24 protein-coding genes and 1 tRNA gene are annotated in these 26,736 nt (G+C 69.9%); 13 read left to right on the top strand and 12 right to left on the bottom strand.

The features are described from left to right. Positions 1 to 39 precede the first annotated feature (39 nt). The 5 genes from ACPEH0_RS06360 (at position 40) to ACPEH0_RS06340 (ending at position 4,358) form a co-directional block, all read left to right on the top strand. Positions 40 to 1,074 carry a zinc-binding dehydrogenase gene (locus ACPEH0_RS06360; RefSeq protein WP_366213757.1) on the top strand — a complete coding sequence of 345 codons (1,035 nt, stop codon included), beginning with the start codon at positions 40 to 42 and terminating at the stop codon, positions 1,072 to 1,074. Next, positions 1,071 to 2,024: an aldose 1-epimerase family protein gene (locus tag ACPEH0_RS06355; protein WP_366213758.1), complete on the top strand. Its 954-nt coding sequence runs from the start codon at positions 1,071 to 1,073 to the stop codon at positions 2,022 to 2,024. Before ACPEH0_RS06360 ends, ACPEH0_RS06355 begins: the two co-directional genes overlap by 4 nt. 29 nt (positions 2,025 to 2,053) lie before the next feature. Then, entirely contained in the window at positions 2,054 to 3,529 is a 1,476-nt protein-coding gene (locus ACPEH0_RS06350; protein WP_366213759.1) for a serine hydrolase domain-containing protein, read from the top strand. Positions 3,530 to 3,578: 49 nt separating this feature from the next. Beyond that, entirely contained in the window at positions 3,579 to 4,223 is a 645-nt protein-coding gene (locus tag ACPEH0_RS06345; RefSeq protein WP_366213760.1) for an asparagine synthase, read from the top strand. A 62-nt stretch (positions 4,224 to 4,285) separates the two neighbouring features. Then, positions 4,286 to 4,358, top strand: a tRNA-Arg gene (locus tag ACPEH0_RS06340). A 718-nt stretch (positions 4,359 to 5,076) separates the two neighbouring features. On the opposite strand, the gene ACPEH0_RS06335 is transcribed toward ACPEH0_RS06340, so the two are convergent. From ACPEH0_RS06335 to ACPEH0_RS06315, 5 genes are all read right to left on the bottom strand, one after another. Next, positions 5,077 to 5,613, bottom strand: coding sequence for a hypothetical protein (locus ACPEH0_RS06335; RefSeq protein ID WP_366213761.1), 537 nt, complete (start codon positions 5,611 to 5,613; stop codon positions 5,077 to 5,079). Continuing rightward, a complete protein-coding gene (locus tag ACPEH0_RS06330) occupies positions 5,610 to 5,942 on the bottom strand; it encodes a hypothetical protein (RefSeq protein ID WP_366213762.1) in 333 nt (110 codons plus the stop codon). Before ACPEH0_RS06330 ends, ACPEH0_RS06335 begins: the two co-directional genes overlap by 4 nt. Next, positions 5,939 to 8,344, bottom strand: a complete 2,406-nt coding sequence (locus ACPEH0_RS06325; RefSeq protein ID WP_366213763.1) for a S8 family serine peptidase — start codon at positions 8,342 to 8,344, stop codon at positions 5,939 to 5,941. The genes ACPEH0_RS06330 and ACPEH0_RS06325 overlap by 4 nt, the downstream gene beginning before the upstream one ends. Positions 8,345 to 8,388: 44 nt before the next feature. Beyond that, positions 8,389 to 9,357: an AAA family ATPase gene (locus ACPEH0_RS06320; RefSeq protein ID WP_366213764.1), complete on the bottom strand. Its 969-nt coding sequence runs from the start codon at positions 9,355 to 9,357 to the stop codon at positions 8,389 to 8,391. 833 nt (positions 9,358 to 10,190) lie between these two features. Beyond that, a complete protein-coding gene (locus tag ACPEH0_RS06315) occupies positions 10,191 to 10,829 on the bottom strand; it encodes a DUF6584 family protein (protein WP_366213766.1) in 639 nt (212 codons plus the stop codon). 92 nt (positions 10,830 to 10,921) lie between these two features. Between ACPEH0_RS06315 and ACPEH0_RS06310 the strand changes: the two genes are divergently transcribed. Together ACPEH0_RS06310 and ACPEH0_RS06305 are read left to right on the top strand one after the other, a co-directional pair. Beyond that, the gene (locus tag ACPEH0_RS06310; RefSeq protein ID WP_422880344.1) at positions 10,922 to 11,344 is read left to right on the top strand and encodes a MarR family winged helix-turn-helix transcriptional regulator; all 423 of its coding nucleotides are present in this window, start codon (positions 10,922 to 10,924) and stop codon (positions 11,342 to 11,344) included. Positions 11,345 to 11,357: 13 nt separating this feature from the next. Beyond that, positions 11,358 to 11,780, top strand: a complete 423-nt coding sequence (locus tag ACPEH0_RS06305) for an organic hydroperoxide resistance protein (protein ID WP_217529333.1) — start codon at positions 11,358 to 11,360, stop codon at positions 11,778 to 11,780. A 40-nt stretch (positions 11,781 to 11,820) separates the two neighbouring features. Here ACPEH0_RS06305 and ACPEH0_RS06300 read toward each other — a convergent pair whose 3' ends face one another. Further along, positions 11,821 to 13,257, bottom strand: a complete 1,437-nt coding sequence (locus ACPEH0_RS06300) for a DUF3459 domain-containing protein (RefSeq protein ID WP_366213767.1) — start codon at positions 13,255 to 13,257, stop codon at positions 11,821 to 11,823. 45 nt (positions 13,258 to 13,302) lie between these two features. Next, on the bottom strand, positions 13,303 to 15,354 hold the full coding sequence (locus tag ACPEH0_RS06295; RefSeq protein ID WP_366213768.1) for a prolyl oligopeptidase family serine peptidase: 2,052 nt from the start codon (positions 15,352 to 15,354) through the stop codon (positions 13,303 to 13,305). Between the two features lie 139 nt (positions 15,355 to 15,493). Between ACPEH0_RS06295 and ACPEH0_RS06290 the strand changes: the two genes are divergently transcribed. Continuing rightward, positions 15,494 to 15,943: an Hsp20/alpha crystallin family protein gene (locus tag ACPEH0_RS06290; RefSeq protein WP_253035427.1), complete on the top strand. Its 450-nt coding sequence runs from the start codon at positions 15,494 to 15,496 to the stop codon at positions 15,941 to 15,943. 74 nt (positions 15,944 to 16,017) lie between these two features. On the opposite strand, the gene ACPEH0_RS06285 is transcribed toward ACPEH0_RS06290, so the two are convergent. Further along, positions 16,018 to 16,446: a MarR family winged helix-turn-helix transcriptional regulator gene (locus ACPEH0_RS06285; protein ID WP_064003846.1), complete on the bottom strand. Its 429-nt coding sequence runs from the start codon at positions 16,444 to 16,446 to the stop codon at positions 16,018 to 16,020. A gap of 36 nt (positions 16,447 to 16,482) precedes the next feature. Between ACPEH0_RS06285 and ACPEH0_RS06280 the strand changes: the two genes are divergently transcribed. Beyond that, the gene (locus tag ACPEH0_RS06280) at positions 16,483 to 18,273 is read left to right on the top strand and encodes a DUF2207 domain-containing protein (RefSeq protein WP_366213769.1); all 1,791 of its coding nucleotides are present in this window, start codon (positions 16,483 to 16,485) and stop codon (positions 18,271 to 18,273) included. Positions 18,274 to 18,467: 194 nt separating this feature from the next. Next, positions 18,468 to 18,740 (top strand): LPXTG cell wall anchor domain-containing protein, encoded by a 273-nt coding sequence (locus ACPEH0_RS06275; protein ID WP_366213770.1) that lies wholly within the window; start codon positions 18,468 to 18,470, stop codon positions 18,738 to 18,740. A 261-nt stretch (positions 18,741 to 19,001) separates the two neighbouring features. On the opposite strand, the gene ACPEH0_RS06270 is transcribed toward ACPEH0_RS06275, so the two are convergent. Then, positions 19,002 to 19,415, bottom strand: coding sequence for a protein-tyrosine phosphatase family protein (locus tag ACPEH0_RS06270; protein WP_423719442.1), 414 nt, complete (start codon positions 19,413 to 19,415; stop codon positions 19,002 to 19,004). Between the two features lie 175 nt (positions 19,416 to 19,590). Here ACPEH0_RS06270 and ACPEH0_RS06265 point away from each other — a divergent pair, with 175 nt between their 5' ends. Further along, positions 19,591 to 19,914 carry a TetR-like C-terminal domain-containing protein gene (locus ACPEH0_RS06265; RefSeq protein WP_366213772.1) on the top strand — a complete coding sequence of 108 codons (324 nt, stop codon included), beginning with the start codon at positions 19,591 to 19,593 and terminating at the stop codon, positions 19,912 to 19,914. A 74-nt stretch (positions 19,915 to 19,988) separates the two neighbouring features. Here ACPEH0_RS06265 and ACPEH0_RS06260 read toward each other — a convergent pair whose 3' ends face one another. Then, complete coding sequence (locus tag ACPEH0_RS06260; protein ID WP_423719441.1) at positions 19,989 to 22,046, bottom strand: PhoX family protein; 2,058 nt, start codon at positions 22,044 to 22,046, stop codon at positions 19,989 to 19,991. Positions 22,047 to 22,163: 117 nt separating this feature from the next. Here ACPEH0_RS06260 and ACPEH0_RS06255 point away from each other — a divergent pair, with 117 nt between their 5' ends. Then, entirely contained in the window at positions 22,164 to 23,210 is a 1,047-nt protein-coding gene (locus ACPEH0_RS06255) for an LD-carboxypeptidase (RefSeq protein WP_366213774.1), read from the top strand. 7 nt (positions 23,211 to 23,217) lie between these two features. Here ACPEH0_RS06255 and ACPEH0_RS06250 read toward each other — a convergent pair whose 3' ends face one another. Then, the gene (locus ACPEH0_RS06250) at positions 23,218 to 24,285 is read right to left on the bottom strand and encodes a sodium:calcium antiporter (RefSeq protein ID WP_366213775.1); all 1,068 of its coding nucleotides are present in this window, start codon (positions 24,283 to 24,285) and stop codon (positions 23,218 to 23,220) included. Between the two features lie 64 nt (positions 24,286 to 24,349). Beyond that, on the bottom strand, positions 24,350 to 24,868 hold the full coding sequence (locus ACPEH0_RS06245; protein WP_366213776.1) for a DUF2087 domain-containing protein: 519 nt from the start codon (positions 24,866 to 24,868) through the stop codon (positions 24,350 to 24,352). Between the two features lie 107 nt (positions 24,869 to 24,975). Between ACPEH0_RS06245 and ACPEH0_RS06240 the strand changes: the two genes are divergently transcribed. After that, complete coding sequence (locus ACPEH0_RS06240) at positions 24,976 to 26,685, top strand: long-chain-fatty-acid--CoA ligase (RefSeq protein WP_366213777.1); 1,710 nt, start codon at positions 24,976 to 24,978, stop codon at positions 26,683 to 26,685. Positions 26,686 to 26,736 lie beyond the last annotated feature (51 nt).

The following is a 26,736-nucleotide window of genomic DNA, read 5'->3' as shown; positions in this document are numbered from 1 at the left end:
CACAGCGCGTCGCCCCGGCATCCGTAGTTGAATTCAAGGATGCGAGCTGCGTATATGTACGGTCCCGGTGACGTCCGCGTGATCGACGCCCCCGAGCCCCGGATCGAACAGCCCACCGACGCGGTCCTCCGCACCGTCGTCGCGTGCGTGTGCGGCAGCGACCTGCATCCGTACCACTCGATGACCCCGTCCGAACGGGGTCGCTCGATGGGGCACGAGATGATCGGCGTCGTCGAGGAGGTCGGCGCCGACGTCCGCACGGTCGCGCCCGGTGACGTCGTCATCGTGCCGTTCGTCTTCTCGTGCGGCGCGTGCGAGTTCTGCCGCGCCGGTCTGCAGACCTCGTGCCGCTTCGCGGGCCTCTCGGTGCCCACGGGCGCCGGCGGTGCGCAGGCCGAGCGTCGGCGCGCCCCGTTCGCCGACGGCACCCTGTATCGGGTCGACGTCGCCGAGGACGACCCGCGGATGCCGGGCCTCCTGACCCTCAGCGACGTCTACGGCACGGGCTGGCACGCCGCTGTGACCGGCGGTGTCGCACCCGGAAAGGACGTCGTCGTGATCGGCGACGGCGCCGTCGGGCTGCTCGCCGTGCTGTCTGCGCAGAGGCTCGGGGCGGAGCGCATCATCCTCATGGGGCGTCACGAGGCGCGCACCGACCTGGGCCGCCGCTACGGCGCGACCGACGTCGTCGCGGCCCGCGGCGACGAGGGCGTCGCCGCCGTCCGCGAGCTGACCGGCGGCCTCGGCGCGCACGTCGTCATCGACGCGGTCGGTCACCTGCCGGCGTACGAGCAAGCGCTCGGCGCCGTGCGCGCGGGCGGCACCGTGACCCGCGTCGGCGTGCCCCAGTACGCCGACGCGCCGCTGCAGCGGGTGCAGTTCGAGAAGAACGTCACGGTCACCGGCGGCGTCGCACCGGTGCGGGCCTACATCGACGACCTCCTGCCGGGCGTCCTCGACGGTACAGTCGACCCCGGGGCCGTCTTCGATCGCGAACTGAGCCTCGGCGAAGCCGCCGACGGCTACCGCCTGATGGATGACCGCGCCGCCCTGAAAGTGATGCTCCGCCCGTGACCTCCGCCCTGCCGCTCTCCGGCACCCAGCACACCCTTCGCTTCGGCCCGTACGAGGCGGTCATCGCCTCGACCGGCGCCTCGCTGCGCGTCCTCCGCCACGACGGCCGCGACCTCATCGTCCCGTTCGACGCCGACGAGGTGCGCCCCGACTACCGCGGCACGACGCTCGCCCCCTGGCCGAACCGCATCGTCGACGGCACGTACACCTTCGACGGCCAGGAGCTCGTGGCGGCGCTGACCGAACCCGAGCGCTCGCACGCCCTCCACGGCCTGCTCTCGTGGGCCGACTTCGAGCGCGTCTCGGGCACCGAGAGCGCGGTGACCCTCGGCGCGACCGTCGTCCCGCAGTCGGGGTACCCGTGGCGTGTGCGCGTCGAGACGACGTACGCCCTCGGCGAGGACGGGCTCACGCAGACGGTGCGTGCACGCAACCTCAGCGACCGGCCCGCACCGTTCGGCACCGGCCCGCACCCGTACCTGAAGGCCGGCCCCGCGCCGCTCGACGAATGGACGCTCGCGCTGCCCGCGGCATCCGTCCTCGAAGTCACGCCCGACCGGCTCAGCCCCGTCGCGCTGCACCCGGTGACCGACCACGACCCCGAGCGGTTCGATCGGCGCGCGCCCCGTCCGCTCGGCGACGTGCAGCTCGACCACGCGTTCACCGACCTCGAGACGGATGCCGCCGGGACGGCCGTCCTGCGCCTGACCGACCCGTCGGGTGTCGGCGTCGAGGTCACCTGGGGTGCGGAGTGCCCGTGGGTGCAGGTCTACACGGGCGACAAGCCCGACGGGCCGGCGAACCCGGCGCACCGCAACGGTGTCGCCGTCGAGCCGATGACGTGCGCGCCCGACGCGTTCAACGCGGCCTCGTACGACTACGACGCGGGCCTGCTGGTGCTCGAGCCGGGCGCCGAGTTCTCGGCGTCGTGGCGCATCGTCGCGATCTGACCCTGCGTCGTCATCCCTAGGATGGCGACATGACGTCGACGTCCTCCTCCCTGCCCCGGTCCACCCCGTCCGCGCAGGGGGTGGATGCTGCCGGTGTCGAGCGCCTGCTCGACGCCGTCGGGCAGACCGAGGCCGAGATGCACAGCCTCATGGTGCTGCGCCACGGCAACGTGATCGCCGAGGGATGGTGGGCGCCGTTCGCGCCCGATCTGAAGCACCTCGTGTACTCGCTGTCGAAGACATTCACGTCCGCCGCTGCCGGTCTCGCCGTCGCGGAGGGGCGTTTCGGACTCGACGACGTCATGATCGACCACTTCCCCGAGCTGGTTCCCGACGACGTCGACGACAAGTACCGCCGATACCTCGTGCGTCACGCGCTGACGATGTCGAGCGGGCACGAGAGCGAGGCGCTCGACCGTGCCGCAGCCGCGGCGGAGGGTGCGGGCGGCGACGTGCTCGCCGGATTCTTCCGCGTTCCGCCCGAGCGCGAGCCGGGCAGCGTCTTCGCCTACAGTCAGCCGACCATCTACGGCGTCGGGCGCCTGGTCGCCAAGACGACGGGCGGGACGATCCTCGACTACCTGCGTCCGCGTCTGCTCGAGCCGCTCGGCATCCACGAGGCGCAGTGGATGATGCTCGGCGACGTCGAGATGGGCTTCAGCGGCATCCACGTCTTCACCGAATCGCTCGCCAAGACGGGGCAGCTCGTCCTCGACGGCGGCCGCTGGCAGGGTGAGCAGATCCTCGACCCCGAGTGGGTCGCCACCGCCACGTCGAAGCAGATGGACAACGACACCGCGCACCGCGGCCCCGGCGCACCCGAGCCGATCGACTGGCAGCAGGGGTACGGGTTCCAGTATTGGATGAACCGGCACGGCTTCCGCGGCGACGGGGCGTACGGCCAGTTCATCATCGTGTGGCCCGAAGAGGATGCCGTGATCGTCACGACCGGCGAGACGATCGACATGCAGGAGCTGCTGAGCCTCATCACGACGCACCTGCGCCCCGCGATGACGGGGGCGGGCACCGCCGAGGCCGATGCGGCACTCGCGGCGCGGCTCTCGTCGCTGGCGCTCCCGCTGCCGGACGACACCGGCGCGGGCTTCGCGGGGACTTTCGACGCCGACGTGTCGTCGCCGGTCGTGGGCCCGTTCTCATTCGGTGAGGCCGTGCCGGGTGCCGAGCGCGTCGAGGTCGCCGAGACGGGCGACGGGTGGACTCTCCGGTTCCTCGGAGACGCTCTCGATGTGACTCTTCCCGTCGGTCGCGGAACGTGGGCGGAGGGGGAGTGGCCGGCGCCCGCCGACGGGCTCGATGCGGTGCCCTTCCGCGCCGTCGCGGGTGTCGACGCGGACGGTGCGTGGCACGCCCGGTTGCGCATGATCCAGACACCGCATTCGCTCCTCGTCGACATCGCCCCCGGCGGCCCGGCCTCGATCGCGTGGCGGTTCCCGCCGCTGCGCGGCGACGGGCCGGCCGGTCACGCGCTGCCGTCGCTCGGCTGACCGGCATCCGCTGCGCCTGCCTCGGTAGAATCGTCGGTGAGGGGTGAGCGTGACGGACAATGAGCGGGTCAGGACCCGGGACGTCGTCGCCGAGGGGCTCTACATCGCGTCCGCGGCGACGCGTTTGGCGTTGAAGAACCGCATCCTCGTCGACATCCTCGTCGACGGTGACGACTTCGATCCGGAGCGCTTTCTCGGCGATGCCCGCGACATCCTGGTCTCTCTCGCCGAAGAGGCTGAAGCGGATGCCGCCCGCACCGACCGTGAGCGCAAGGCGGCGCGCACGCGCTACTCCGACTCGAGCGGGACCCACGACTACCGCAGTCGCGACGTCCGCAACCTCCGTCGCCGCCGCAAGCAGTCGCTGCACGTCGCGAAGGAGTTGCGCGCCCGGGCCGAGGACGAGGAGGAGCTGCGCAAGCTCGTCGTCGACGCGCGGGACGCGGCATGGGCAGAGGTGTCGAAGAACATCGACCGTTCGTTGCGGATCACGGCGGCGCGCCCCGACCTCGACGCCGACTACGAGCGGATGCGGGTGGCCCGCATGCAGGCGCTGCGCCTGGTCGACCTGCCCAAACTCCGCGCGCACCGACGCAGCGTCGCCAAGCAGCAGGCGCTGCGCGACGAGGGCGTCGAACCCGAGCCGATCCTCGAGGCGGGCCCCGGCGGGATCGATCCGGGCGAGCTCGAGTAGGCCTCGATTTCGGATGCGGCCCGCGGTGACGTATGCTGTTCCTCGGCCCGGAAACAGGCCATGCGCCCGTAGCTCAATGGATAGAGCATCTGACTACGGATCAGAAGGTTAGGGGTTCGAGTCCCTTCGGGCGCACACTGTGTTGAGACAGTCCAGGTAAGGCCCCGCTTCGGCGGGGCCTTTCTTCTCTCCCGCCGACCGTGCCCGGTGCCCGGTGCCCTGCGCTCTGCAGGAGATCTGCACTCTGCAGAAGATCTGCGTTCTGTAGGGCGGATGCCGCTGATCGGCCCTGGGACGTGCCGATCTCCTGCGCTGCAGAGCAAGAGCTGCCTGCGGTGCCGATCCCATCCGAGCTGATGGTCGCGGTTGGCCTGCCCGGACTGGGCATCGGTTAGGGCCGGCTCCGGCATCCACCTAAACATCATCGAGCGTGCTGAAGATGAGGACTTTACGCGTGGCGGGCAGGCGACCCGAAGATCAGGTCCGTCGAGCATCGAGATCATGTTCTGGCGATGCGGGGCCAGTTGAACGCGGTCTTCGCAGCGAGCGCTTAAGTTCGAGCGTCCGTCAGCGTGAGTGGCTCTGACCGAACCGTGTCCACACTCACATCTCCCGGTGAACATGGGCAACGGAAGTTCTGAGCGCACCACCCGTGGCAACGTCCGCGTGACCCCTCGAGCCGCCATTCGATTGCGGCATGCGCACTGCCCGCTCCGACCTGCCACGGACCGAACGCAAACCATGGGGCCGCTCGAACGTTAGGGTGTGGCTCTGAGCACGCCGACGGGCGGGACCCCACGCATATCGGTCGGGTGGCCGACAACGGCGAACGAAGTCCACCGCGACAGTTCGATCACTCGGACGGAGCCTTCGCGCCGTCAGGGCTGGATCCGGGTGCGGAATCCCATCCGGGAAAGTCGAATGGGGGTGGCACATCGAAGACCATGACCCCAACCGACCAGGACAGCGCGACCAGCGCGACAACGGCAAGGATCATCGAAATGGACAGGAACCATCCGCTGATCCGAACCTCACGCTCCTCCCACGCGCGCAAGGTGCCAGTGCGCCCGACCGCCGCCGGGCGCACCCAGCCGAAGGATGAGTACATTGCCAGTGCCAGGGACACGAACGTGAGCAATGCGCCGATCCCGAGCAGCCAGCCGGTGTTGAACCGGGCCTGAGCGTCGAGTTGTGCGACTGCGTCGGGGGCAGCGACGGTGGTGAGCACCAGTGCGAGCACACCACCGAGCCCGACGCTGTTGCGCCAGTTCGTGGCAGCGGCGCGGACGAACGGGAGCTGGTGCCGAGCGACCTCTGCCAGCCGCTTGGCTTCCTGGACTTCAGCATCAGTCGCCGCTCGTCCGCCGGTGGACCGCCAGCCCCGGTTCATTTCACGGCCGTCGCAACCCACGAGCGGCCACAGCCACGTTCACCCTCAGGACGATTCGGATGATCCAACGCGCAGGTGCAGGTCACCGTGATATCCATCGTTCTTCTTCCGCTGCCCTGACCGGTGGTACCGCCGGGGCTTGCCGGCAGCAACTTCAGCTTGCGGTGAAACTCGATTTCTCCGTAGCAATACGGGCAGTGACCGGAGATGTGCGCCTCCTTGGACACCACGCCCTTCAGAGTGAACTTGTTGCCCTGCAGCACTTCGTCGTCGCACACCTCGACAGCTAACTCGTTCCACACCAGGTCCTTATGTGTGTAGCCCATCACGCCCCTCCGACGCGTGCCGCCACGCGCTGCTGCAGCAGCAATTGCGCCTCGGTGTACAGGTCCAGATCGAGTCGGCCGTGATCGCAGATCTCGACCGCCACCGCGAATTCCTGCGCAGTGTACGCCTTCTTCTGCGCCGGGGTCCACCGACTGTGCTCATGGGTGATCACCAGGAAGTAGTCTTCGTCGTTCGGGTCCCAGCCGCTGCTAGGACTGAAGTAGGACCTTCGCATCAATGTGTCGCTGTAGAACGTGGTCTTCGCCGGGAACAGCTTGCGTCCGGGCAGGCTGTCGGTGAGCGTCAAGGTCGGGTCCGCGTCTCGTTCCGCCTTCTTCGGCTGCCGGGCATACGCTGCCCGGATATCGTCTAGGCCTTCGCGCTGGATGAACGCGAACTCCATCCGGCCCGCGATGTAGTCCTTGCGGCTGCGGCGCAAGGGCGGATCGAATGCGAGCGCGACCCGGATCTCCCGGGAGGATGCTCCCCGTGCGAACACCTCGGGGATGGGCAGTTCGAGGATCACATGGCTATTGGTCGCCATCACCCCCTCGAAGGTGAAGAAGACGCGGTTGCCAACGCTCTCGAGGACGTCGCTGGCGTCGGGGACGCCGTAGGTGGAGGAGTGGAACGGCGCCGCCGGATCGCCCGGGCGTGGCCGGTGTCCGCCGCTGAGTGCGGTGAGGGCACGCAGTAGGTTGGGGCCAGCGTCGGGGTAGCGGGTCGCGATCCGGGCGACCTCGTGTGCGACCTTCGGTGCGGAAAGGCTCGTGCCGGTAGCCGATCCAAACAAACGGCCGTTCAGTGGCGGGATGAGGGTGGTGACGGCTAACTCGGCCGCATCGGAGATGATATTGCCGGTGGCTTGATCAATGGCCCAGTTGCCGCCGTTCGCGGCGACCTCGGGCTTCTGCCGGCCGGCCGCCTTAGACGACGGTACCGGCCCGATCCGGCCGAACGGGGCGTGACCGCCGGCCTTGGCCACAGCCACCGCATGCGGTCGGGCGATTCGGTCGACGACATCGTCGTCAGCGATCGCGGTCGCCGTCAGGGATAGGGCGGCGGTGCCTGGCGCGGAGACCTTCGCCTCGTCGGCCTGCAGGAACGACGGGTAGGTGGCGAGCTCGACAGCGTCGGCGGCACGGAAGTTGCCGGCGCTGGTGACGATCACCATCCGGTGCTCCCGGGCCTTCTCGTCGATGGTGGCCGACAGGTCCGAGGTGAGCGGGCCGTTGTCCGCATAAGACTCCCCCAAGGCGAGCACGACCACCCTTACCTGGTGCGAGGCGAGCCAGTCCAAGGCCTCGGCGAACTGCTCGGAGGCGTTGCCGTAGACCTGCGCGTCGAAGTCTTCGTTGGCTTGCGCGACGCGTGCGACATACAGCGGGTGAGGCTGCCCGTCGAAATCGGGGTCCAGCAGTTTGCGGACGTTCCCCCATGCGGCGACCCCTGCGACCTGCGTGCCGTGCCGAGTCGGCTCCCCGAGGGTGTGCTCGTCGGGAAACGAGCGCTGCTCGACGACGACGTCCTTAAGCCACGGGTGGGACTCGACGACCAGGTCGTCGATGATGCCGATCGCCGCGCCTTCCGGCAGCAGCGGGTCGGCAGGCAAGACGACCGCCTGCAGGTCCTGACTGGTGACCGCTACGTGTAGCGGCCCCCGGATTCGTTCGACCAAATGATGACTTGCGAGCGCCTCGAGAGTGCGCGCGTCTACGCGGGCATGCACCAGCAGCCGGTCCGGGTCGCGGTCGTCAACTGCCAGTACGCGGACCCGTGGGTCCCGTTGCGCATGCGTTTCGACGAACTCGACCAGTCGCGCTACCCGCTCCTGCCCGCGACGGCTGTCGCTTTGACGTTCCAGTGACGTCGGCCACACCGCCACGTCGACGTCGATCAGCTCAGCGTCCTCACCCGACCAGCCGGCCACATCGGGCGCCAGCCGATCCTCCGCCCCGTACAGTTCAATGCCCTCGATCTTGGCGAGCTCCGCCTGAAGGTTCTTGGCGACCTCATCGAGGTCATCGTTCAGGTCGGCGTAGCGTCCCACCAGCCGCGCCAGCGCGATTCGTGCGTCTGCGTCGGTAAGCGCAAAATACCGCTTGTCGTCGGTGACTGCCAGCGGGACCAGCCCAAGGCTCTTGAACGCAGTGTTGTCGAACGGCTGCACCCCAGTGAACTTGATGACCAGCTCGCCGACATCCCACTCCTCGTCGGGGTCGACTCTCCCGTACTCGTCGATGCGGGACGGAAACGCCCCTACCGACTCGAGGCCTTCGAGGACGCCGCGCAACGTTGTGGCATGCTGTCCACGATCGCGGGGTTCGTCGTCGGGATCGAATTGTACGTTGACCCGTTTGGTCGGCAGAGGGATGAGCCCAGGCAGTTGGAGATGGTCGGCCATGGGCTGACTTTATCGCCTGGCCGGGTGCCCAAGCACCGGTGCTCTCAGGCCCAGGGCCGCGACAGCACCTCGTGGGCAGCGAACGCCAAGTCCGATGACTTGACCGCCGTGCGCTCGTCGAGCAAGGCGTGGCGTTTCGCAGAGTTCGCGAAGAACTCTGTCGCTGCATGCGGGAATGTCGCCAGTTCGTCGGCGTATTGCATCGCATCAGCCAGTCCGTTGCCGAGCAACTGTCGGCGAAGGAGCTCGACGACCTGATCACGGCTGGGCAGTCCGAGCTCCACAACAGAGTCGAACCGTCGCCACAGTGCCGCGTCAAGGATCTGCGAATGATTGGTTGCCGCGACGATTAGAGAAGGTCCGCTGTACGCGTCGATCTGCTGGAGCACCGCGTTCACCACGCGGCGTAGTTCACCGTGATCGGAGAGGTCCTCCCGCATCTTTCCGAGACTGTCGAATTCGTCCAGAAACAGCACGTACGCGCCGGTCGACGCGAACGCGAAGAGGTTAGCAAGGTTCGCGGCGGTCTCACCGAGGTAGCTCGAGATCAACCCCTCAACACGAGCCGTGACCAATGGTCGTCCCAGCTCATGGGCCAGGGCTGCGGCTGCCGACGTCTTCCCGCACCCGGGAGGCCCTGACAAGAGGATCCGGTTGCGTCGCGGCAAACCGGCGCGGTCCAGAGTCGGCCAGTTCCGCACCTCTCTCACGATCTGCCCGAGCGCTGCCCTGGTCGGCTCCGCGAGCACGAGATCGCCTAGCAGTCGATCCGGGTGCGTCACCCGAGCTAGCGGCAGTGAACTGTCACGGTCGACGGGCGGGTCCGGGGTGACGAGCACCTCGTTGGCGCCGACGCCGGCGTTCGCGGCGAGCACCGCGCGTAGCTCTTTCGCGAGAACGGTGTGCCGTTTGGCCTCCTCTTCCTGGATGATCGCCTGGGCTGCGCGGCGGAACTTCAGATCGTCCCTCTCCCCGTACGCCGCGATCATGTCGCGCAGGTGCCTACCAGCCATGGACCGACCCTAACACACCAGTGATAGGCGAATTAATATTTCTTTGATAAGTTTGAGCGGTGGCTGGAAGAGCAAGGCGCGAGGACTTCGTACTGTCCGAGAGGTCCCGACAGCTCCGTGAACTTCTCAAGAAGCAGCGCACAGAAGTACTAAAAATTTCACGTGCCGAGCTGGCCCGACGGTCCCGGGTGTCCGCATCGAACATCCAAGCCATCGAGGACGGTCGAACCCTTGATCCTGGATTGTTCACCGTGGTGCAACTGGCGGTCGCGATGCACCTGGACCTGAGCGCAGTGATGAGGTCCCTTGACGGCCCACTGTCGACGGCGCCCCTCCACCCCCACGGATGATCCGACAATTGTCCCCCTTCTGAGCCCCTATGCGCGCCGCCGGAAGAATGGCTTGGTGCGAGAGCTGGCGATCGTCAACTGTGGCTCATGCTGCCCACGGCCAGGGACATTCCCCGTTGTTCGCCCTCGGCATCGCACGCTGAAGCCGTCCACGCCCGCTCGACGTTTTCAGTGACCGCCGCACCGTGGTGGAGTGGGACGCGCCGGCTCCTTGAGACCGCGCTCCCGGGCTGTGCTCGCATGGGATCCCTCCGTGCCGCAGAGTGGCGGACCAGGGAAGGCTCTTCACCCAGGTCGCGAATGTGTGCACGGATGTGTGCACCTGCATCCGCCGGCCTCGCAATAGCGCGAGTCGAGTCTGTGACCGTCCGGTCTACGGATCAGAAGGGTAGGGGTTCGAGTCCCTTCGGGCGCACACTGTGTTGAGACAGTCCAGGTAAGGCCCCGCTTCGGCGGGGCCTTACCTGTTTAGGCGGTCCGGGATCACGGCCCGCTCGTGGCCAGGCTGATCAGCCCGGTCACGCCGATGAGGACGAAGGCGACGGATGCCGCCCCCTTCACCGCGGCTGCTCGCCGATTGCGGTCGAGCCAGCTCGCGACCGCGAACGCCGCGAACGACACGCCCCACGCGAGCGCCGTCAAGCGAGACGAAAGGTGTGCGACGAACGGTGCCACGGACGCCCAGAACGTCACGGCGGCGAAGGTCGCGACCAGGGCGACCAACAGGGAAGCCAGCCCGATGAACATTGCTGTCTCGCCGCGGTCCGCCCATCGCTCCGCGGGCGTCATCCGGACGTTGCCTGACGAGAGGTCCGCCGCGAAGCCGTCGGGAAGGGTGGCGTCGTCGTCCAGCAGACTGAACTCCCGCACGCGCTTCTCGTCCGCGCCCTGCGCGATCGCCCAACGCAGGTAGGCCGTGACATCCCTCGGGTCGGCGTCCGGGGTTGCGACGGCGTACCGCCCGGCCTGATCGCGTGCGCCCCCTTCGCGGTAGAGCTCGATGAGAGTCGATCGCAGCGCGGTGTCGTGAGGAGAGCGCTCCAGGGCATGCCGGAGGGGGCGCGCAGCGCTGCTGAGGCGACCCGGCTTCTCCGGGCGACCCGCGGCATCCGTCGTCGTCATCCGATCAGTATTGCGGTGACTGACTCTGCAGCAGTCAAGTTGTGCACAACTCAATTGCGTGCAACCATTGTCGTATGAGAGCGATCGAGCAGATGGTGTGCTTCGGGGTGTACTCGGCCAGCCACGCGTTCACGCAGGCCTATCGGCGTGTGCTCGCGCCGTGGAAGCTGACGTACCCGCAGTACCTCGTCATCGTCGCCCTCGGCGAGCAGGAGCCCCGGTCGGTCAAGGAACTGGGCGAAGAGCTCTTCCTCGACTCGGGCACCCTCTCGCCGCTGATCCGCCGCCTCGAAGCGCGCGGTGTCGTCTCCCGTTCGCGCAGCCCCCACGACGAGCGTGTCGTCGAGGTCGCGCTGACGGACGACGGCCGCACTCTCCGCTCGGAGCTGTCCGTCGTCGGCGCGGAGATCGCGCGCTGCACCGGGCTGAACGAAGAGAAGGCGCGGATGCTGCTCGACGTGGTCCACGACCTGAACCGCGTCATGCGCACCACCGACGAGGCGATCGCCTCCTGACGAAAGGACCCCCATGGAAGCCCTCTACACCGCAGAAGCCCTCGCGACCGGAGGCGGCCGCAACGGGCACGTCCGCACCGTCGACGGCCTCGTCGACACCGACGTGCGTGTGCCCAAGGAGATGGGCGGTGCCGGTGGCGCTCCGAACCCCGAGCTCTTCTTCGCCGCCGGTTACGCGGCGTGCTTCCACAGCGCCCTGCAGTCCGTCGCGCGCCAGCAGAAGGTGACGCTCGAGGACACCAGCGTCGGTTCGCGCGTCAGCATCGGCTCGAACGGCCAGGGCGGATTCGGCCTCGCCGTCGAGCTCGAGGTCGTCATCCCCAACCTCCCGCACGACCAGGCGCAGGCGCTCGCGGATGCCGCGCACCAGGTCTGCCCCTACTCCAACGCCACCCGGGGCAACATCGAGGTCACCGTCACGGTCGTCGAGGACTGAGCTCCGCCGGTCCCAGAGGGCCGGCCTCAGAGGGCGAGACTCAGGCGACAGGGCTCACGCGCAGCCAGCGGAATCCGCAGGCGGGCAGCGTGAGCCCTTCGTCGATTCCGACGTCGACACCCTCGACGAGATCGTGGGCGGTCGGCGCGAAGCCCGACAGCGTCACGGCCGGTACGTGCACCGGTTCCGCGGCGACGTTCGCCAGCACCAGCACGACGGTCCCTTCGCCGGGTCGCTGGTAGCCCACCACCGACGGCGCCGGCACGTCGAAACCGATCAGGCGCGCCCCGTCGAATTCCGGCGTCGTGTGACGCACCGCGATGAGCTTCGTGATGTCGCGCCGGAGCCGGCCGGCCGAGGTGGCGGCATCCGTCATCTGGGCGTAGCGGTCCCGCGGCTTCTGGCCCCGGTGCGTCCACCGTGCGTCGTCGCGTCGCTCCGGATCGTCGCGGAACGTCGGGTCGTTGAGCTGGCCCACCTCGTCGCCGAGCCACAGCATCGGCAGCCCCGGCAGGCTCAGCAGGAGCGCGTGGGCCAGCACCACTCGCGCCTCGCCGAGCGGGTCGCCGGCCTCGACGCCGGCGAGCGAGGCCGTGGTCCCCGCGACGCCGCCGTCGGTCGCGATCCCCCGGCCGAAGCCGGAGCCGTCGGTGTAACGCGCGGTGAGCTCGGCGGCATCCGTCTGCCACGCGACTGCGTCGGCGTCGCGGAGGGCGACGACGTCGCTGCGTCCGTCACGCCGCTCGAGCGCGTGCTGCAGGGGAGCGGCGTCCCCCGTGGCGAACGCCTGCCACAGCGGCGCGGACCCGGGGGATGCCGGCAGCACCTCGACCCCGGGCGCACCGATCGCGAGCACCGGGGCGATGACCGCCGCCGTCTCGCGGTCGGGGACGAGGAAGACCTCGACGCCGCGGCCGGCCAGGAACAGCAGATCGTCGACGAACACGCGCAGATCCGAGGCGGCGGGGACGTCGACGGCCAGGGCGATCCCCGACAGGCGCAGTTCGGCCGCCAGGTCGGAGAGTCGGTCGATCGAGCCGAGTCCGGGGTCGCCGCGGCGCAGGTCGGCGGTGCCGTCCTCGCGCCGGGCGAACGGCGACTGCACGTGCAGCACGCTCACGCCGAGTTCGCGCAGCGCCGGGATCTCGTCGCGGAGCCCGGCGAGGTTGCCGGCGTAGCGATCCGCGAAGCACACCGCGCCGAGGGCGTAGCGCGAGCGGGACATCGGCGCGTGCGCCGCGCGCTGCTCACCGTGCACCTTGAGCTCGAGCGAGCGACCGTTCGCCGCCACCACCGCTGCCGTCACGAGGTCGGCCAGCAGCGACGACGAGGAGTCCGCCCGCTCGGCGAGGGCGTCGTGCAGCGCGGGAAGGTGCCGACGGATGCGGTCCGCCGCGGCCTCGTCGACGCGGGTGCGCTCCGCGACGGTCGACAGCGTGGCCGCGAGTTCGTCCTCGACGGCCCCCATGGTGCTCATGCGGTGGACCTCCCGCTCCCAGCGTAGAGGGCGGGCGTTCCCGCCTCAGCCGGCGCGGCCCACCGTGCTGTCGAGGAACGCGTGGATCGTCGCATGCAGCGCCGCGGTGGCCGCCGCGTCGATGGTGCCCGCATGACCGCCTTCGACGGGCTCGAGGTAGTGCACCTCGGCATCCGTCTCGTTCGCCAACCGCGCCGCCATCTTGCGCGCCTGCACCGGCCCGACCCGGTCGTCGCTGGCCGCCGCGTAGATGAGGGATGCCGGGTACCGCCGCCCGGGCTCGATGAGGTGGTACGGCGAGAAGGTCTTCACGAACTCCCAGTCGGCGGGGTCGTCGGGGTCGCCGTACTCGGCGATCCAGCTCGCGCCGGCCGACAGGCGCGTGTACCGGCGCATGTCGAGGAGCGGGACGCCGCAGACGATCGCCCCGAAGTCGTCGGGGTACCGGGTCAGCATGTTGCCGACGAGCAGCCCGCCGTTGCTGCGCCCGTGGCAGGCGATGCGGTCGGGGGTCGAGACGCCGCGGGCGACGAGGTCACGCGAGACAGCGGCGAAGTCCTCGTACGCGCGGTGGCGGTTCTCACGGAGGGCCGCGAGGTGCCATTCCGGGCCGAACTCGCCGCCGCCCCGGATGTTCGCGACGACGTACACCCGGCCCTGCTCGAGCCAGGCCGGGCCCACGATCGTCGGGTACTCCGGCGTCAGCGCGTGCTCGAAGCCGCCGTAGCCGTTCATCAGCACGGGCAGTGCGCCGTGCCGCTCGCGGGGGCCGACCTCGAAGTACGGCACCCGGGTGCCGTCGGCCGACGTCGCCCAGTGCTGCTCGGCGACGAGACCCGTCGCGTCGAAGGTCGCGCGGCTGCGGTCGACGACCCGCGGCTCCGCGCCCGGGTCGAGGACGAGCAGGGTGGGCGGTGTGAGGAAGCCGCGCGCGACGACCCAGAGCTGGTCGTCCTCGTCGTCGTCCGCCGTCGCGACGTTCGCGCTGAAGAGGTCGTCGTCGCCGAGCCCGAGGTCGAGCTCGACACCGGTCAGCGTCGCCGGGTCGAGCGACACCAGCCGGCTCTGCACGCGGTCGAGGATCGTCAGCACGAGGCGGGTCTTCGTCCACGCCCAGGACTCGAGCACCGCGGTGTCGGTCGGCGCGAACGCGACGCGCAGGTCCGACCCGTCCCCGCTCGTCACGGTCTCGAGGGGGCCGAGCAGGAGGGTGCCCGACGGATGCGTCGTGTCGCCGATGCGCCACGGCGTCGTCGTCCGGACGGCGACCAGGTCGCCGTGCACGTCGGCGTGCGCGTCCTGCGGCACGGCGATCAGGTGCGGTTCGGCGCCGTCCCACACCCACGCCTCGGAGTGGAAGAAGTCGTGCGCGATGACGACGATCGGCGTCGCCGCGCCGCCGGTGTGGTCGACGTGCGCGAAGACGCCGACGTCCGACGGGACACCCGTGAGGATCGGCGGCGCGTCCTCGAGCGATTCGCCGCGGCGCCAGGCACGGGCGGTGATCGGATAGCCCGAGTCCGTGACGCCGCCGCCGTGCAGGGCCGTGGCGACGAGCAGCGTGTCGCGGTCGACCCACGCGATCATGGACTTCTCCGCGTCGAGGGCGAAGGGGGAGTCCTCGACGAAGCGGCGGGTCTCCAGATCGAACTCGCGCACCACGGCGGCGTCTCCGCCGTCGGGGCTCAGGCGCACGAGCGCGCGGCTGCTGCCGGCCGGCCCGTGCGTCGCGCCGGCGAAGGCCCAGGTCCTTCCCTCCTCGCGGCCCAGTGCGTCGACGTCGAGCAGGACCTCCCAGTCCGGAGTGCCCGCCGTGAAGGCGGCGAGGGACGTCCGGCGCCAGAGGCCGCGCGGGTTGTCGGCATCCCGCCACAGGTCGTACATGAGGTCGCCGTGACGACTCGGGACGACGAGGCGGTCGGGGTCCTGCAGGATGCCGGTGAGCCTGGTCTCGAGCGCGTCGCGGGCAGCGCCCGCATAGGCGCCTTCGGTCTCGGCGGTGCGCTCCGCGGCCCACGCGCGAGCCGCGGATCCGTCGATCTCCTCCAGCCAGAGGAACGGGTCGGCGGGCTCGGGGGCGATCTCGTGGGCGCTCATGCGGTCAGCCTACGGGGCACCTCCGCCGCGTCGTTCGCCGTGCGAGAACCATTGGCACTCTCCATGCGGGAGTGCTAATCTGGACGTACTTGAGCCGCAGGGGCTCAACTTTCAGACCACTTGGACAAAGGAGAGAATCATGGCGACCTACGACCCGTTCCGTGAAATCGACCGCCTGGCGTCGACGCTCTTCGACACGCGCCGCGGCCCGCGACGGATGCCGATGGACCTGTACCGCGACGGCGACCACTACGTGCTGAACGCCGACCTCCCCGGCATCGACCCGGGCTCGGTCGACATCGACGTCGACGGCCAGCTGCTGACCATCCGCGCCGAGCGCACGCTGTCGTCGGGCGAGGGGGTCAAGTGGATCACGCGCGAGCGTGAGACCGCGAGCTTCCTCCGCCAGCTGAACCTCGGCCAGGGCATCGACACCGACGCGATCACCGCGACCTACAACAACGGTGTGCTGACCGTCACCATCCCAGTGAGCGAGAAGGCCAAGCCGCGCAAGGTCGAGGTCGTCGCCGACGGTTCGTCCCCGACCATCACCACCCGCGAGAGCGAGCCGCAGCCGATCGACCAGTGATCGGCGCACCGCTCCGGCGATGAGACGACGATCGCCCCGCACCCCGTCTCGGGTGCGGGGCGATTTTTGTGTCGTCAGACGCCGCGCAGGCGAGCGGTGAGCCGCTCGAGCTCAGCGAGTTCGTCGTCGGTGAGCACCGACATCCGCTCGGCGATGGTGCGGCCGTGCGTCGTCGCGAGCCGGCGGAACATCGCCGCGCCCTGCTCCGTGGCGCGCAGCACGGCGCCGCGGCCGTCGTTGGGGTCGGGGCACTTCGCGACGAGCCCGCGCGCCACCATCCGGTCGACCAGGCGCGACACGCTCGGCTGGCTGATGAGCATGTTCGCCGTCACGTCGCGCAGTCGCGCGGTGTGACCCTCGCAGCGCGTGACGGTCAGGAGCACGTCGTATTCGGCGCTCGAGAGATCGTCGTCCTCGAAGTCCCGTGAGATCTCCGCCAGGACCTCGTGCTGCGCGCGGAAGAGGCTCTCCCAGGCAGCGATGGCGAGGCGGCGGTCGGTCATGGCGTCAACTGTAGCGTCGCTCGTAGGGTTGACCGCGTGCAGCCCTGGTCCCGTCGTCTCGCCCGTGCCGGAGCCGTCGTCGCCGTCGCGCTCGGCGTCCTCGTCGGCGCTCCCTCGGCGGCGAACGCCGACGTCGAGGACTTCTCTTTCGACAGTCTGACCGTCGACTACGCGCTGACCCGCGCCGAGGACGGCACGAGTCGGATGCGGGTGGTCGAGGAGCTCGTGGCGCGGTTCCCCGAGACCGACCAGAACCGCGGCATCCGACGGGTGATCCCCGACGAGTACGACGGTCAGCCGCTGCGGCCGAGCCTCGAATCGGCGGTGGACGCGGAGGGCGACCCGTGGGAGGTCGTCGAGACCGACGATGGCGAGGACGGACTGGTCGTGACGGCGAGATCCGAGGACTACGTCCATGGTCGCCAGACCTTCGTCCTCACCTACACCCTCGACAACGTGACGCGCGAGTTCCCCGACACGGGGCTCGAGCTCTACTGGGACGTGAACGGGTTCGATTGGGCGCAGCCGTTCGGTGAGGTGACGGTGAGGCTGCATCTGGACGGCGAGATCGCGGATGCCGCCGGCTCCCTCGCCTGCTATGCCGGACCGTTCGGGGCCGAGACGCCGTGCGACGCCATCGACATCGACACGTCCTCCTCGGGCGCGACGATCGTCGCGCGGCAGGCCGAGCTCGGCCCCCGCGAATCTCTGACCTTCGCGGTCGGGTTCGCCGACGGCACCTTCGAGCCGCTCGACACCTCATACCTCGGCACACCGCTGGGCTGGGGGCACGCCGCTGCCGGTGCGGGCCTCGTCGGGGTCGCGGGGTGGACGCTGTGGCTGCGGCGCCGCCACCTCTCCGACGAAGCCGGCAGGCCGACGGTGATCGCGGAATCCGAACCGCCCGCGGGGGTCGACGCGCTGCACGCGGCGGTGCTGCTGCAGAAGACCGGCAAGGCCATCCCCGCCGAGGTGCTCGAGCAGGCCATCGTCGGCTCCATCCGCATCACCGAGGGGGAGAAGCCCCGGTGGGGGTCCGCGAAGCTCGTCGCCGAACTGGTGGACCCCGGGCGCGCCGACGCCGACGGTCGCGCGCTCCTGACGGGACTGTTCCCCGACGGCCGGACGGGCGACCGTTTCGAGTTCGGCACCTCGGACACGCGCCTCTCCTCGACGGCGCAGCGGATCCTGAAGGATGCCGAGTCGGCGCTCTACGATCGCGGTTTCCGACGCGAGGTCCCCGCCTGGGTGCGAGCGGTCCCGGCTGTCGTCGCGGCGGTGCTCGTGGCCCTCCTCGTCATCGCGACGATCGCGCTGTCCGATCGGGCGGTCGATCCGCTGTGGCCGCTCATCGGGCTGTTCGGCGGAATCGCGGTGGCCGTCGTGGTGATCGGGATGATCGCCCGCAAACCGCTCACGGAGAGCGGCGCCGAGGTGAGGGACCATCTCGCGGGGCTGCGTCAGTTCATCGAATGGGCGGAGGCGGACCGCATCCGGATGCTGCAATCGCCCCGAGGTGCGGAGCGCCGTCCCGTCGACACCGGGGATCCGCGCGTGATGCTCGACCTCTACGAGCGCCTGCTTCCGTACGCGGTCGTGTTCGGGCAGGAGAAGCAGTGGGCGGTTCACCTCGCGGTGCTCTACGCCTCCGCGGGCGTCGCGGCGCCCGTCTGGTACGCGGGCACCGGCGGTTTCGATGCGGCCTCGTTCTCGTCGAGCATCGGGTCGCTGTCGGCGGCATCGACCTCGTCCGCGTCGACGGGCGGGTCCAGCGGCGGCGGGAGTGCCGGCGGCGGAGGAGGCGGCGGCGGTGGCGGCGGGGTCTGATCGATCCGACGTCGGACGGTAACCACGCCGTCACGCTGCGTTCGAGCGCTCCGGTCGCGAACGGTGACGATCTGCCGGCTGCGGCGGAAGGTGGCATCCAGGCATCCGTCCGCGGCGATCGCGTCGTCTCGGGCCTGACCGCGGGGGAGCGCTACGACGGCTTCCTCTACTCGACTCCCACCGCGCTCGGCTGGGTGACGGCGGATGCCGCCGGCTCGGCGAGCTTCGCGCTGCAGGCCGACCTCGACGAGGGCCGTCACCGGGTGGCCGTCGTCGACGAGTCGGGTGAGCTGGTCGGCTGGGCCTCTGTCACTGTGGCCGCGGAAGAGGTCGTCGCCGTCGGCGACGAGCTCGCGTCGGCCGGCGGTCAGTCGGGTCCGGTGTGGATCGCAGGCGGTGCAGGTGCGGCGCTGCTCGCGCTCGGCGCCCTGCTGGTGATGCGCCGCCGTCGGAGCGCGACCGTCTGACACGTCACGCAGTAAGGGCCGGCTGGAGAGGCATCCAGCCGGCCCTTGTCCCTTTGCACCAAGAGTGTCCTGCAATCACATGTCGGTAGCTGCCACAGCAAAACATCTACCGTGCAACGAATGTATAACGACGAGATAACGGTGGCAAGGGTTTCTTGTTATCAATTTGTGATGGGCGGGCAAGGGGTGCGCTGGTGTCCGATTGTCCTTAGTCAATGAGAGACTCGGCGAGACTCATCGTCTGTCATCAGAACCGCTGGATCAGCGTGTGATCGCAACTTGCCCCGCAAATCGCCTCTGCCACGGTGTCTCCACGGCGCCGGATCGATAGTGCGTGCGCACCCATTCCACGGCTTCCTCTGCGGGGACACCGCTGTAGCGCGCGAGGATTGCAATAGCCGTTCCTGTTCGTCCCCGTCCACCTCCGCACGCGATTTCGACCTTCATTCGGGCTGATCGGGTGAACGCCTCCTCGATCGCTGCAACCGCATCGGTCGCGCTTCGCGGCACACGGAAGTCCGGCCAGGCAACCCATCGGGATTCCCAAGCCTCAGCGTGCGGCTTCGCGGTCAGATAGATCCCGAAGTCGGGCACCTCATCGCCAACCGGTGGGCCTGCCCTCAGGGATCGACCCCGCACGGTGCGACCGTTTGGAAGCTCGACAACCCCAGCCATCATCGGATCCCACGTATGCATGCGTCCATCCTGCCGGGCGGCCGTTTGGTTGCGTGCGGGCTGCGCACACTGCTCGTCGACTACTGACAAGTTGTCTGGCATAACGAGTGCCGGTGGCGGATCGAGGGGTGCGGACATCGCCACCGAAGCGGATGCGGCTCGCGTCTACCACGCGGTGACCCGCCGCCTGCTCGAGTGGCTCGCCGGGCGCCGCGACCTCTACCGCGCCCTGCTCGAGTCCTCAGCCCGCGGCGCGCTGCATGCCGCGCTCAGCGACAGCCTGCGCCGACGCGCCCACATCGCCCTGGAGAAACTCGCCGAGGCGGGTGTCCGCGACGCACCGCGGTCCCCGCGCGACCGCGACGAGGCCGCGGCTTTCATCGCCGGGGGCCTGGTCGGCGTGATAGACGTCTGGATCCGCGAGGACGACACGGATGCCGCAGCCGCCGAGGCCCGCATCTTCCGGCTGATGCCGGAGTGGTGGCCCGGCGTGCACTGAGGCCATCGCGCCTCGGACGCCGTCGAGGGCTCGCACCCGGAGCGGGTGCGAGCCCTGGTGCGCTGCGGCGGAGCCTAGGCCGGGTAGACCTGCACGACCGACGGGCGCGGCACGTTCGGGACGTCGCCCCGTCGCGTCGACCCGTAGTCGGGGAACAGTGACGTGGGAGCCGCGACCGTCCCGTCCTCGCCGGGATGCTGCACCGCGACGAAGACGAGCTTCTCGCGTGCGTGGATGACGGGTCCGCACGTCTCGGCCTCGCGGGGGACCGCGAGGAACTGCTGCACGTGCCCGCGCTCCCGACCCTCGAGCGGCACGCGGAACAGTCCGTCGTTGAACCCGATCGTGCTGGGGGCGCCGTCGGTGGAGATCCAGAGCGTGCCGTCCTCATCGAAGGCGAGGTTGTCGGGGCACGAGATCGGCGACACCTTGTCCTTCGGGTAGCCCGCGAAGTAGGTGCTCGGATCGGACGGGTTGCCGCACTGCAGCAGGATGCTCCAGCCGAAGCTCGTCCCGGCCTGGCCGCGGCGCTCCGTGATCTCGATCACGTGACCGTACCGGTTGCCCGTGCGGGGGTTCGCCTCATCCACCATCGAGGTCTTGCCGCGGTCGGTGTTGTTCGTCAGCGCGACGTAGACCTTGCCGGTGCGCGGGCTCGGCTGCACGTCCTCGGGGCGGTCCATCTTCGTCGCGCCGACCTTGTCGGCGGCCAGCCGCGTGTAGACCAGCACCTCCTCGATCGTCATGCCCGGGACGACGCTCTTGCCGTTGCGGGTGAGGGCGACCCACTCGCCGGTGCCGTCGAAGGCGCCGTCGGAGGGCAGCGTGCCCGAGCCGTCGATCTGGCCCGCCGGCGAGTCGCCGCGGAAGCGGGCGACGAACAGGTCGCCCTCCGACAGCAGCGTCATGTTCTTCTTGCGTGATGAGCTGATGCGGTTCTTCGAGACGAACTTGTAGAGGTAGTCGTTGCGCTCGTCGTCGCCCATGTAGGCCACCACGCGGCGGTCCTCGGCCACGGTGACGTTCGCGCCCTCGTGCTTGAAGCGCCCCATCGCGGTGTGCTTCTTCGGCGTCGACGTCGGGTCCTCGGGGTCGATCTCGACGATGTATCCGAAGCGGTTGGGCTCGTTGACGTAGCCGGCGTCGAACGAGTTGAAGCGGGGGTCGTACTGCTCCCAGCCCGTCGACGTCGTGCGCGAGGAGCTCGCCTGGTAGCGCTTCTGGCCCGCCGTGTCGGCGGCCCAGGCGAAGTACCCGTTGAAGTTCTCCTCGCCCGAGAGGATCGTGCCCCACGGCGTCGTGCCGCCGGCGCAGTTGCCGAGCGTGCCCTTGATCCATCGGCCCTCGGGGTCGGCTGCCGTGGTCACGAGGTCCGAACCGGCGGCGGGACCGGTCAGCTCGAACACCGTCTCGACCGTGATCCGACGGTTGCGGCGGCCGTCGACGACGTAGCGCCAGGGGGCACCGCGACGACGGCGCGTGATCTCGACGACGGACATGCCCTGCGCCGCCTTGTAGACCTCGCCGCGACGGCGGAGCTCGGCGGCATCCGTCGTCGGCGGGAACATGATGTTCGGGTTCACGTACTCGTGGTTGTTGACGAGCACACCCGTCTTGCCGCTGCGGTCGGCGAGGATGTCGAGGTAGTCGCTGTTGTAGCCGAACTGGCGCTCCTGCGCGGCCGGGCTCTGCGCGTCGAGCGAGAACGTGGGCGCGTCGGAGAACAGCGGGTCGCCCCAGCGGATGATCGGCGACCAGGTCCAGCCCTTCGGGACCGTCAGCGCGTCGACGGATGCCGGGACCGGAGCGATCGGCTGGAACGGCAGGCTGTGGTGATTCCAGCCCCAGTGGGACTCGACCGCCCCGCCCGTCGTGGCGGCGGATGCGGCCTGGGGGGTGAGGACGCCGAACGCGTCGGTGGCGACGACGACCGCGCTCGCGGCGGCGGCGCCGATCAGCATGCGACGCGACAGCGCGATCTCGGCGATGCTGCGGAACGTCGGGTTGTCGGACCCGTTGCATTCCGGGCCGACGCACGCGTTCGCGCATTTGAACTGGCAGGTCACCGCCGAGCGCTTGCCGACGGCGTGGGCCGCGAGGGGGAGCGTCGTGCGGGAGGTGGGGGGTTCCACAGTGGTCACAGGGGGTCCTCTCGTGCAGATCCGTTCCAGGATCCGTCGGCGTCCCTGCGTCGGAGTGAATCGCCGGTGAACACCGGGTGACGGCCGCGCGGATGCCACGATGAGGTCATGCCCGCCTCGTTCCGGCCCCTCCCGAAACTGCGCCGGGGCGACCGCGTCGCTGTACTGTCGCCGTCGTTCGCCGCCCCCGGCTTCGCGCCCGCAGTGCACGAGCAGGCGCTCCGCCGCATCCGAGACGAGCTGGAACTCGAGCCCGTCGAGTTCTCGACGACGCGGATGCTGGGTGCCGACCCGCGCACCCGCGCGGCCGACGTCATGGCGGCGTTCGCGGCATCCGACGTCCGTGCCGTGTTCGCGAGCATCGGCGGCGACGACCAGATCACCGTCGTGCCGCACGTCGACCTCGCGGGCGCGCTCGCCGACCCGAAGCCCTTCGTCGGGTACAGCGACAACACGCACCTGCTGAATGCCCTCTGGCAGGCGGGCATCCCCGGCTGCTACGGCGGATCGACGCAGGTTCACATCGGCGCAGGACCGGGAATCGACGGCATCCATCTGCAGTCGCTGCGCGCCGCGCTGTTCGACGGCGGCGAACTCGAGCTGACCGAGCCGGGCGAGTCCGAGGACACCGGCGTCGACTGGCTCGACCCGCGGGCGCTGACTTCGTTCGGCGATCGCGTCCCGACCGAGCCGTGGTCGTGGTCCGGACCGGCGCGGGTCGTGGAAGGTCGCACGTGGGGCGGGTGCCTCGACGTGCTCGACGAGATCGCCCTGGCGGGGCGGATGCCGGAGCTCGACGACGTGAGCGGCGGCATCCTCCTGCTGGAGACGAGCGAGGAACTGCCCTCGCCCCGTCTCGTCTCGCGCTGGGTCCGCGCGCTGGGGGAGCGCGGAGTCCTGGACGCGGTTGCCGGTGTCCTCGTCGCGCGTCCGCCCGTGAGCACGTTCGGCGACGAGCCGGATGCCGAGACGCGCCGCGCGCGCCGCGAGGCGCAGCGCGAGGTGGTCACCAGGCTGGTTGCCCGGTACAACCCCGACGCCGTCGTCTGCGTCGGCGTGCCGTTCGGGCACACCCGTCCGCAATGGATCGTGCCGTACGGCGGAACGATGCGCCTCGACGGTGTCGAGCGGCGTGTGTTCGCGTCGTACGACTGAGCCTGGGTCAGCCCGAGGCGACGGCGAACAGTCCGGCGATCCCCACGGCGTAGAGCACGAGGACCGTCAGCGAATCGACGCCCATCCCGAGCACCCGCCGCGAAGGGCGGAGGATGAGCCCGATGACGTAGAGCAGGGTCAGAAGGGCGGCGAGGGCGGTGAGGTAGATGTCCGTCGCACCCGCGCGCGGCAGGACCGCCTGCCCCGAGATGACTGTCGCGATGAGGAAGAGAACCGGGAGAAACGCGTTGCCGCCGAAGATGTCGCTCATCGCGAGGTTGTCGTCGCCTTGGCGAATCGCCTGCAAACCGGTCGAGATCTCGGGCAGCGCGGTCGCGAGAGCCAGGAACGTGGCGCCGAACAGGACGCCCGAGAGCCCGATGTCCTCCGCGATGGCGTCGCCGGCGCGCTCGAGGACGACGCCGGCGCCGAGGGTCGCGGCCGCGGCGACGAGGAAGATCGTGACGACGAGCCACGTCGGCCGGCTCTTGTGGGGGTGCTGCGGCTTCGAGCGCCTATGCCCGGGGGTGTGCGGTGAGGCGCCGTCGGCGGTTCCGCTGCCGCTCCAGGGCAGGTGGCGGCCCGCGCGCTGCACGAGCAGCAGACCCGCGATCCAGAGCGCGGTGATGAGGACCACGTCCGGGGTGAGGCGCAGGGCCACGAGCCCTTCCGGCAGCTGACTGCCGGCCACGACGGCGGCGAGCACGGCCACCAAGACGAGCCCCTCGAGCACGAGGACGAGGGATGCCGCGCGGTAGGTCAACGGCTTCACTCCGCGGCCCCGGCGGCCGAACGCGTCGAGCACGACGAGGACGACGGTCTGCAGTGCGATGCCACCGAGGATGTTGCCGACCGCCACCCCGAGGTTGCCCGCCGCGGCGGCGCTGACCGTGATGGCGATCTCGGGCAGGTTCGTCGCGACGGCGAGGATGATCAGTCCGCCGAAGGCGCTGCCGATGTGCCAGCGCGCGTCGAGCACGTCGGTGGTCTTCGAGAGTTGGATGCCGGCGACCCACACGACGGCGGCGGCCGCGACGAAGATGACGACGACCAGCCAGAACGGAAGCGAGTTCACCGCATCAGTGAACACCCGGAGCGCGCCGTCGGCATGCCGGTTGACGGCACCGGCGGGGCGACTGCTACGACGGCGGGTCGACGACCAGCGCGTACTCGGTGCCCGACCGGGTGCGCTCGACGAGGTCGTGGTCGACGAGGTGCCGGCGGAGGGCGGCGACGTCGTCGGTGACCGCCTCGAGCCGCTCGTTGATCCCGCGTTCGTCCAGGACCTCGCCTGGGGCGAGGATGCGGGCGGCGAGCAGCGTCAGCAGTTCGCGGCGTTCGTCCGTATTCGACGGGTACCCGGTCAGGCGTCCCTCGCGCGAGAGGTAGCGGGAGATGCCCGTCGGCCTCGGCGGGGCCGGAGCGGAAGCGAGGACGCGAGCGAACGCTCCGCTGTCGGCGCGCAGGTCGTCGGTGATGAGACCGGCGCGTCGCATCGTCTCGACGACGTGACGCCGGCGCGACGGCGGCAGACCCTCGAGCGCCTCGTCCGCGTCGGCGCCGAGCGTCAGCCGCGCGAACACCTCACGGACGCGGTCGTTTGCGAGCGCCGCCACGAGGGGACGCCAGGCATCCTCACGTCGTTCGTCCGTCCCCATGCTCAGAACGCTACCTCGCCCGGTGAGCGTTCTCGCGCGTAGCAGACGCACAGGAGACCCACCGAAAACCCGCCCTACGCTGGCGGAACACCGAGGAGGACACGACGATGACTTCGACACCGCCGGCATCCGATCTGCAGGACCGCCCCTGGCTGGCCGCGTACGCGCCCGGCGTCCCGAACGACATCGACCCCGTCGACGAGACGCTCGTGGATCTGCTCGACCATGCGGTGGAGCGTTACGGCAACAAGGTCGCGACGGAGTTCTTCGGATCCGAGACCACCTACGCCGAACTCGGCGAACAGGTCGCCCGCGCCGCCAACGCGCTGCGCAAGCTCGGGGTCGGGCCCGGTGACCGCGTCGCGCTCGTGCTGCCCAACTGCCCCCAGCACATCGTCGCGTTCTACGCCGCGCTGCGGATCGGCGCGATCGTCGTCGAGCACAACCCGACGTACACCGCCCGCGAGCTGCGGCATCAGTTCGAGGTGCACGAGGCGGTCGTCGCGATCGTCTGGGACAAGGTCGCCGACATCGTTGCGGAGTTCCCGAGCGACGTCGCCCCCGCCGCCATCGTCGCGGTCGACATGACCGACGCGCTGCCGTGGGCGATGCGCACGGCCCTGCGGGTGCCGGTGCCGGCGCTGCGGGAGCGGCGCGAGGCGATGACCTCGAAGCCCACCGCGCGCGGCGTCATCCGGTGGTCGCAGTTCACCAAGGCGCGTCGCCTCTCGCATAAGCACCCGCGCCCCGTCCTCGACGACACGGCGCTCCTTCAGCTGACGAGCGGGACGACCGGGATGCCGAAGGCCGCCGTCCTGTCGCACCGCAACCTCCGCTCCAACGCGGCGCAGGGGCGCGCGTGGGTGCCGGGGCTCCGCGAAGGCGAGGAGACCTTCTACGCCGTCCTGCCGATGTTCCACGCCTATGGGCTGACGCTCTGCCTCACCTTCGCGGTGTCGATCGGCGCGCGCATCGTGCTGTTCCCGAAGTTCGACGTCGACCTCGTCGTCGGCGCGCTCAAGAAGTCGCCGCCGACCTTCCTGCCCGGCGTCCCGCCGATCTACGACGCGCTGTCGCGCGCGAGCACCCGCAAGGGCGTCGACCTCTCGACGATCCGCTTCGCGATCTCGGGCGCCATGAGCCTGCCCGTCCCGACGGTGACGCGGTGGGAGGAGGCGACGGGCGGTCTGCTCGTCGAGGGCTACGGCATGACCGAGACCTCGCCCGTCGCGCTCGGCAACCCGATCGGCCCGACGCGGCGCCCCGGCACCGTCGGCGTGCCCTTCCCGAGCACCTTCATACGCGTCGTCGACCCCGACGATCCGACCGTCGACCGTCCGGCGGGCGAAGCGGGCGAGCTCCTCATCCGCGGACCCCAGGTGTTCCAGGGGTACTGGCGCCGGCCCGAGGACACCGCCGCGGTCCTCCTCGACGGCGGGTGGCTGCGCACCGGCGACATCGTCACGGTCTCGGAGGACGGTTTCGTCACCGTCGTCGACCGCGTCAAGGAGCTCATCATCACCGGCGGCTTCAACGTCAGCCCGAGCGAGGTCGAGCAGGTGCTCACCCTCCACCCCGACGTCGAGTCCGCCGCGGTCGTCGGCGTGCCGCGGCCGACCGGCGGCGAGGACGTGGTCGCCGCGGTCGTGATGAAGGAGGGGGCGGCGTTCGAGGCATCCGCTCTCAAGGACTTCGCCCGCTCGCACCTCGCGTCGTACAAGGTGCCGCGCAAGGTCGTGCAGCTCGACGACCTGCCGCGGTCGCAGATCGGCAAGGTGCTGCGTCGTCAGGTGCGCGAGCAGCTGACCGCGCGCTGATCTGTCAAGGCCTCTCGCCGCCGGCATCCGTGGATGGCAGGGTGGATGCCG

It is taken from the genome of Microbacterium sp. NPDC079356, from assembly GCF_049545465.1.
Lineage (GTDB): Bacteria > Actinomycetota > Actinomycetes > Actinomycetales > Microbacteriaceae > Microbacterium > Microbacterium gawkjiense.
Note: the sequence above shows the minus strand (reverse complement) of the source record. Positions and strands in the feature narration are given on the sequence as shown.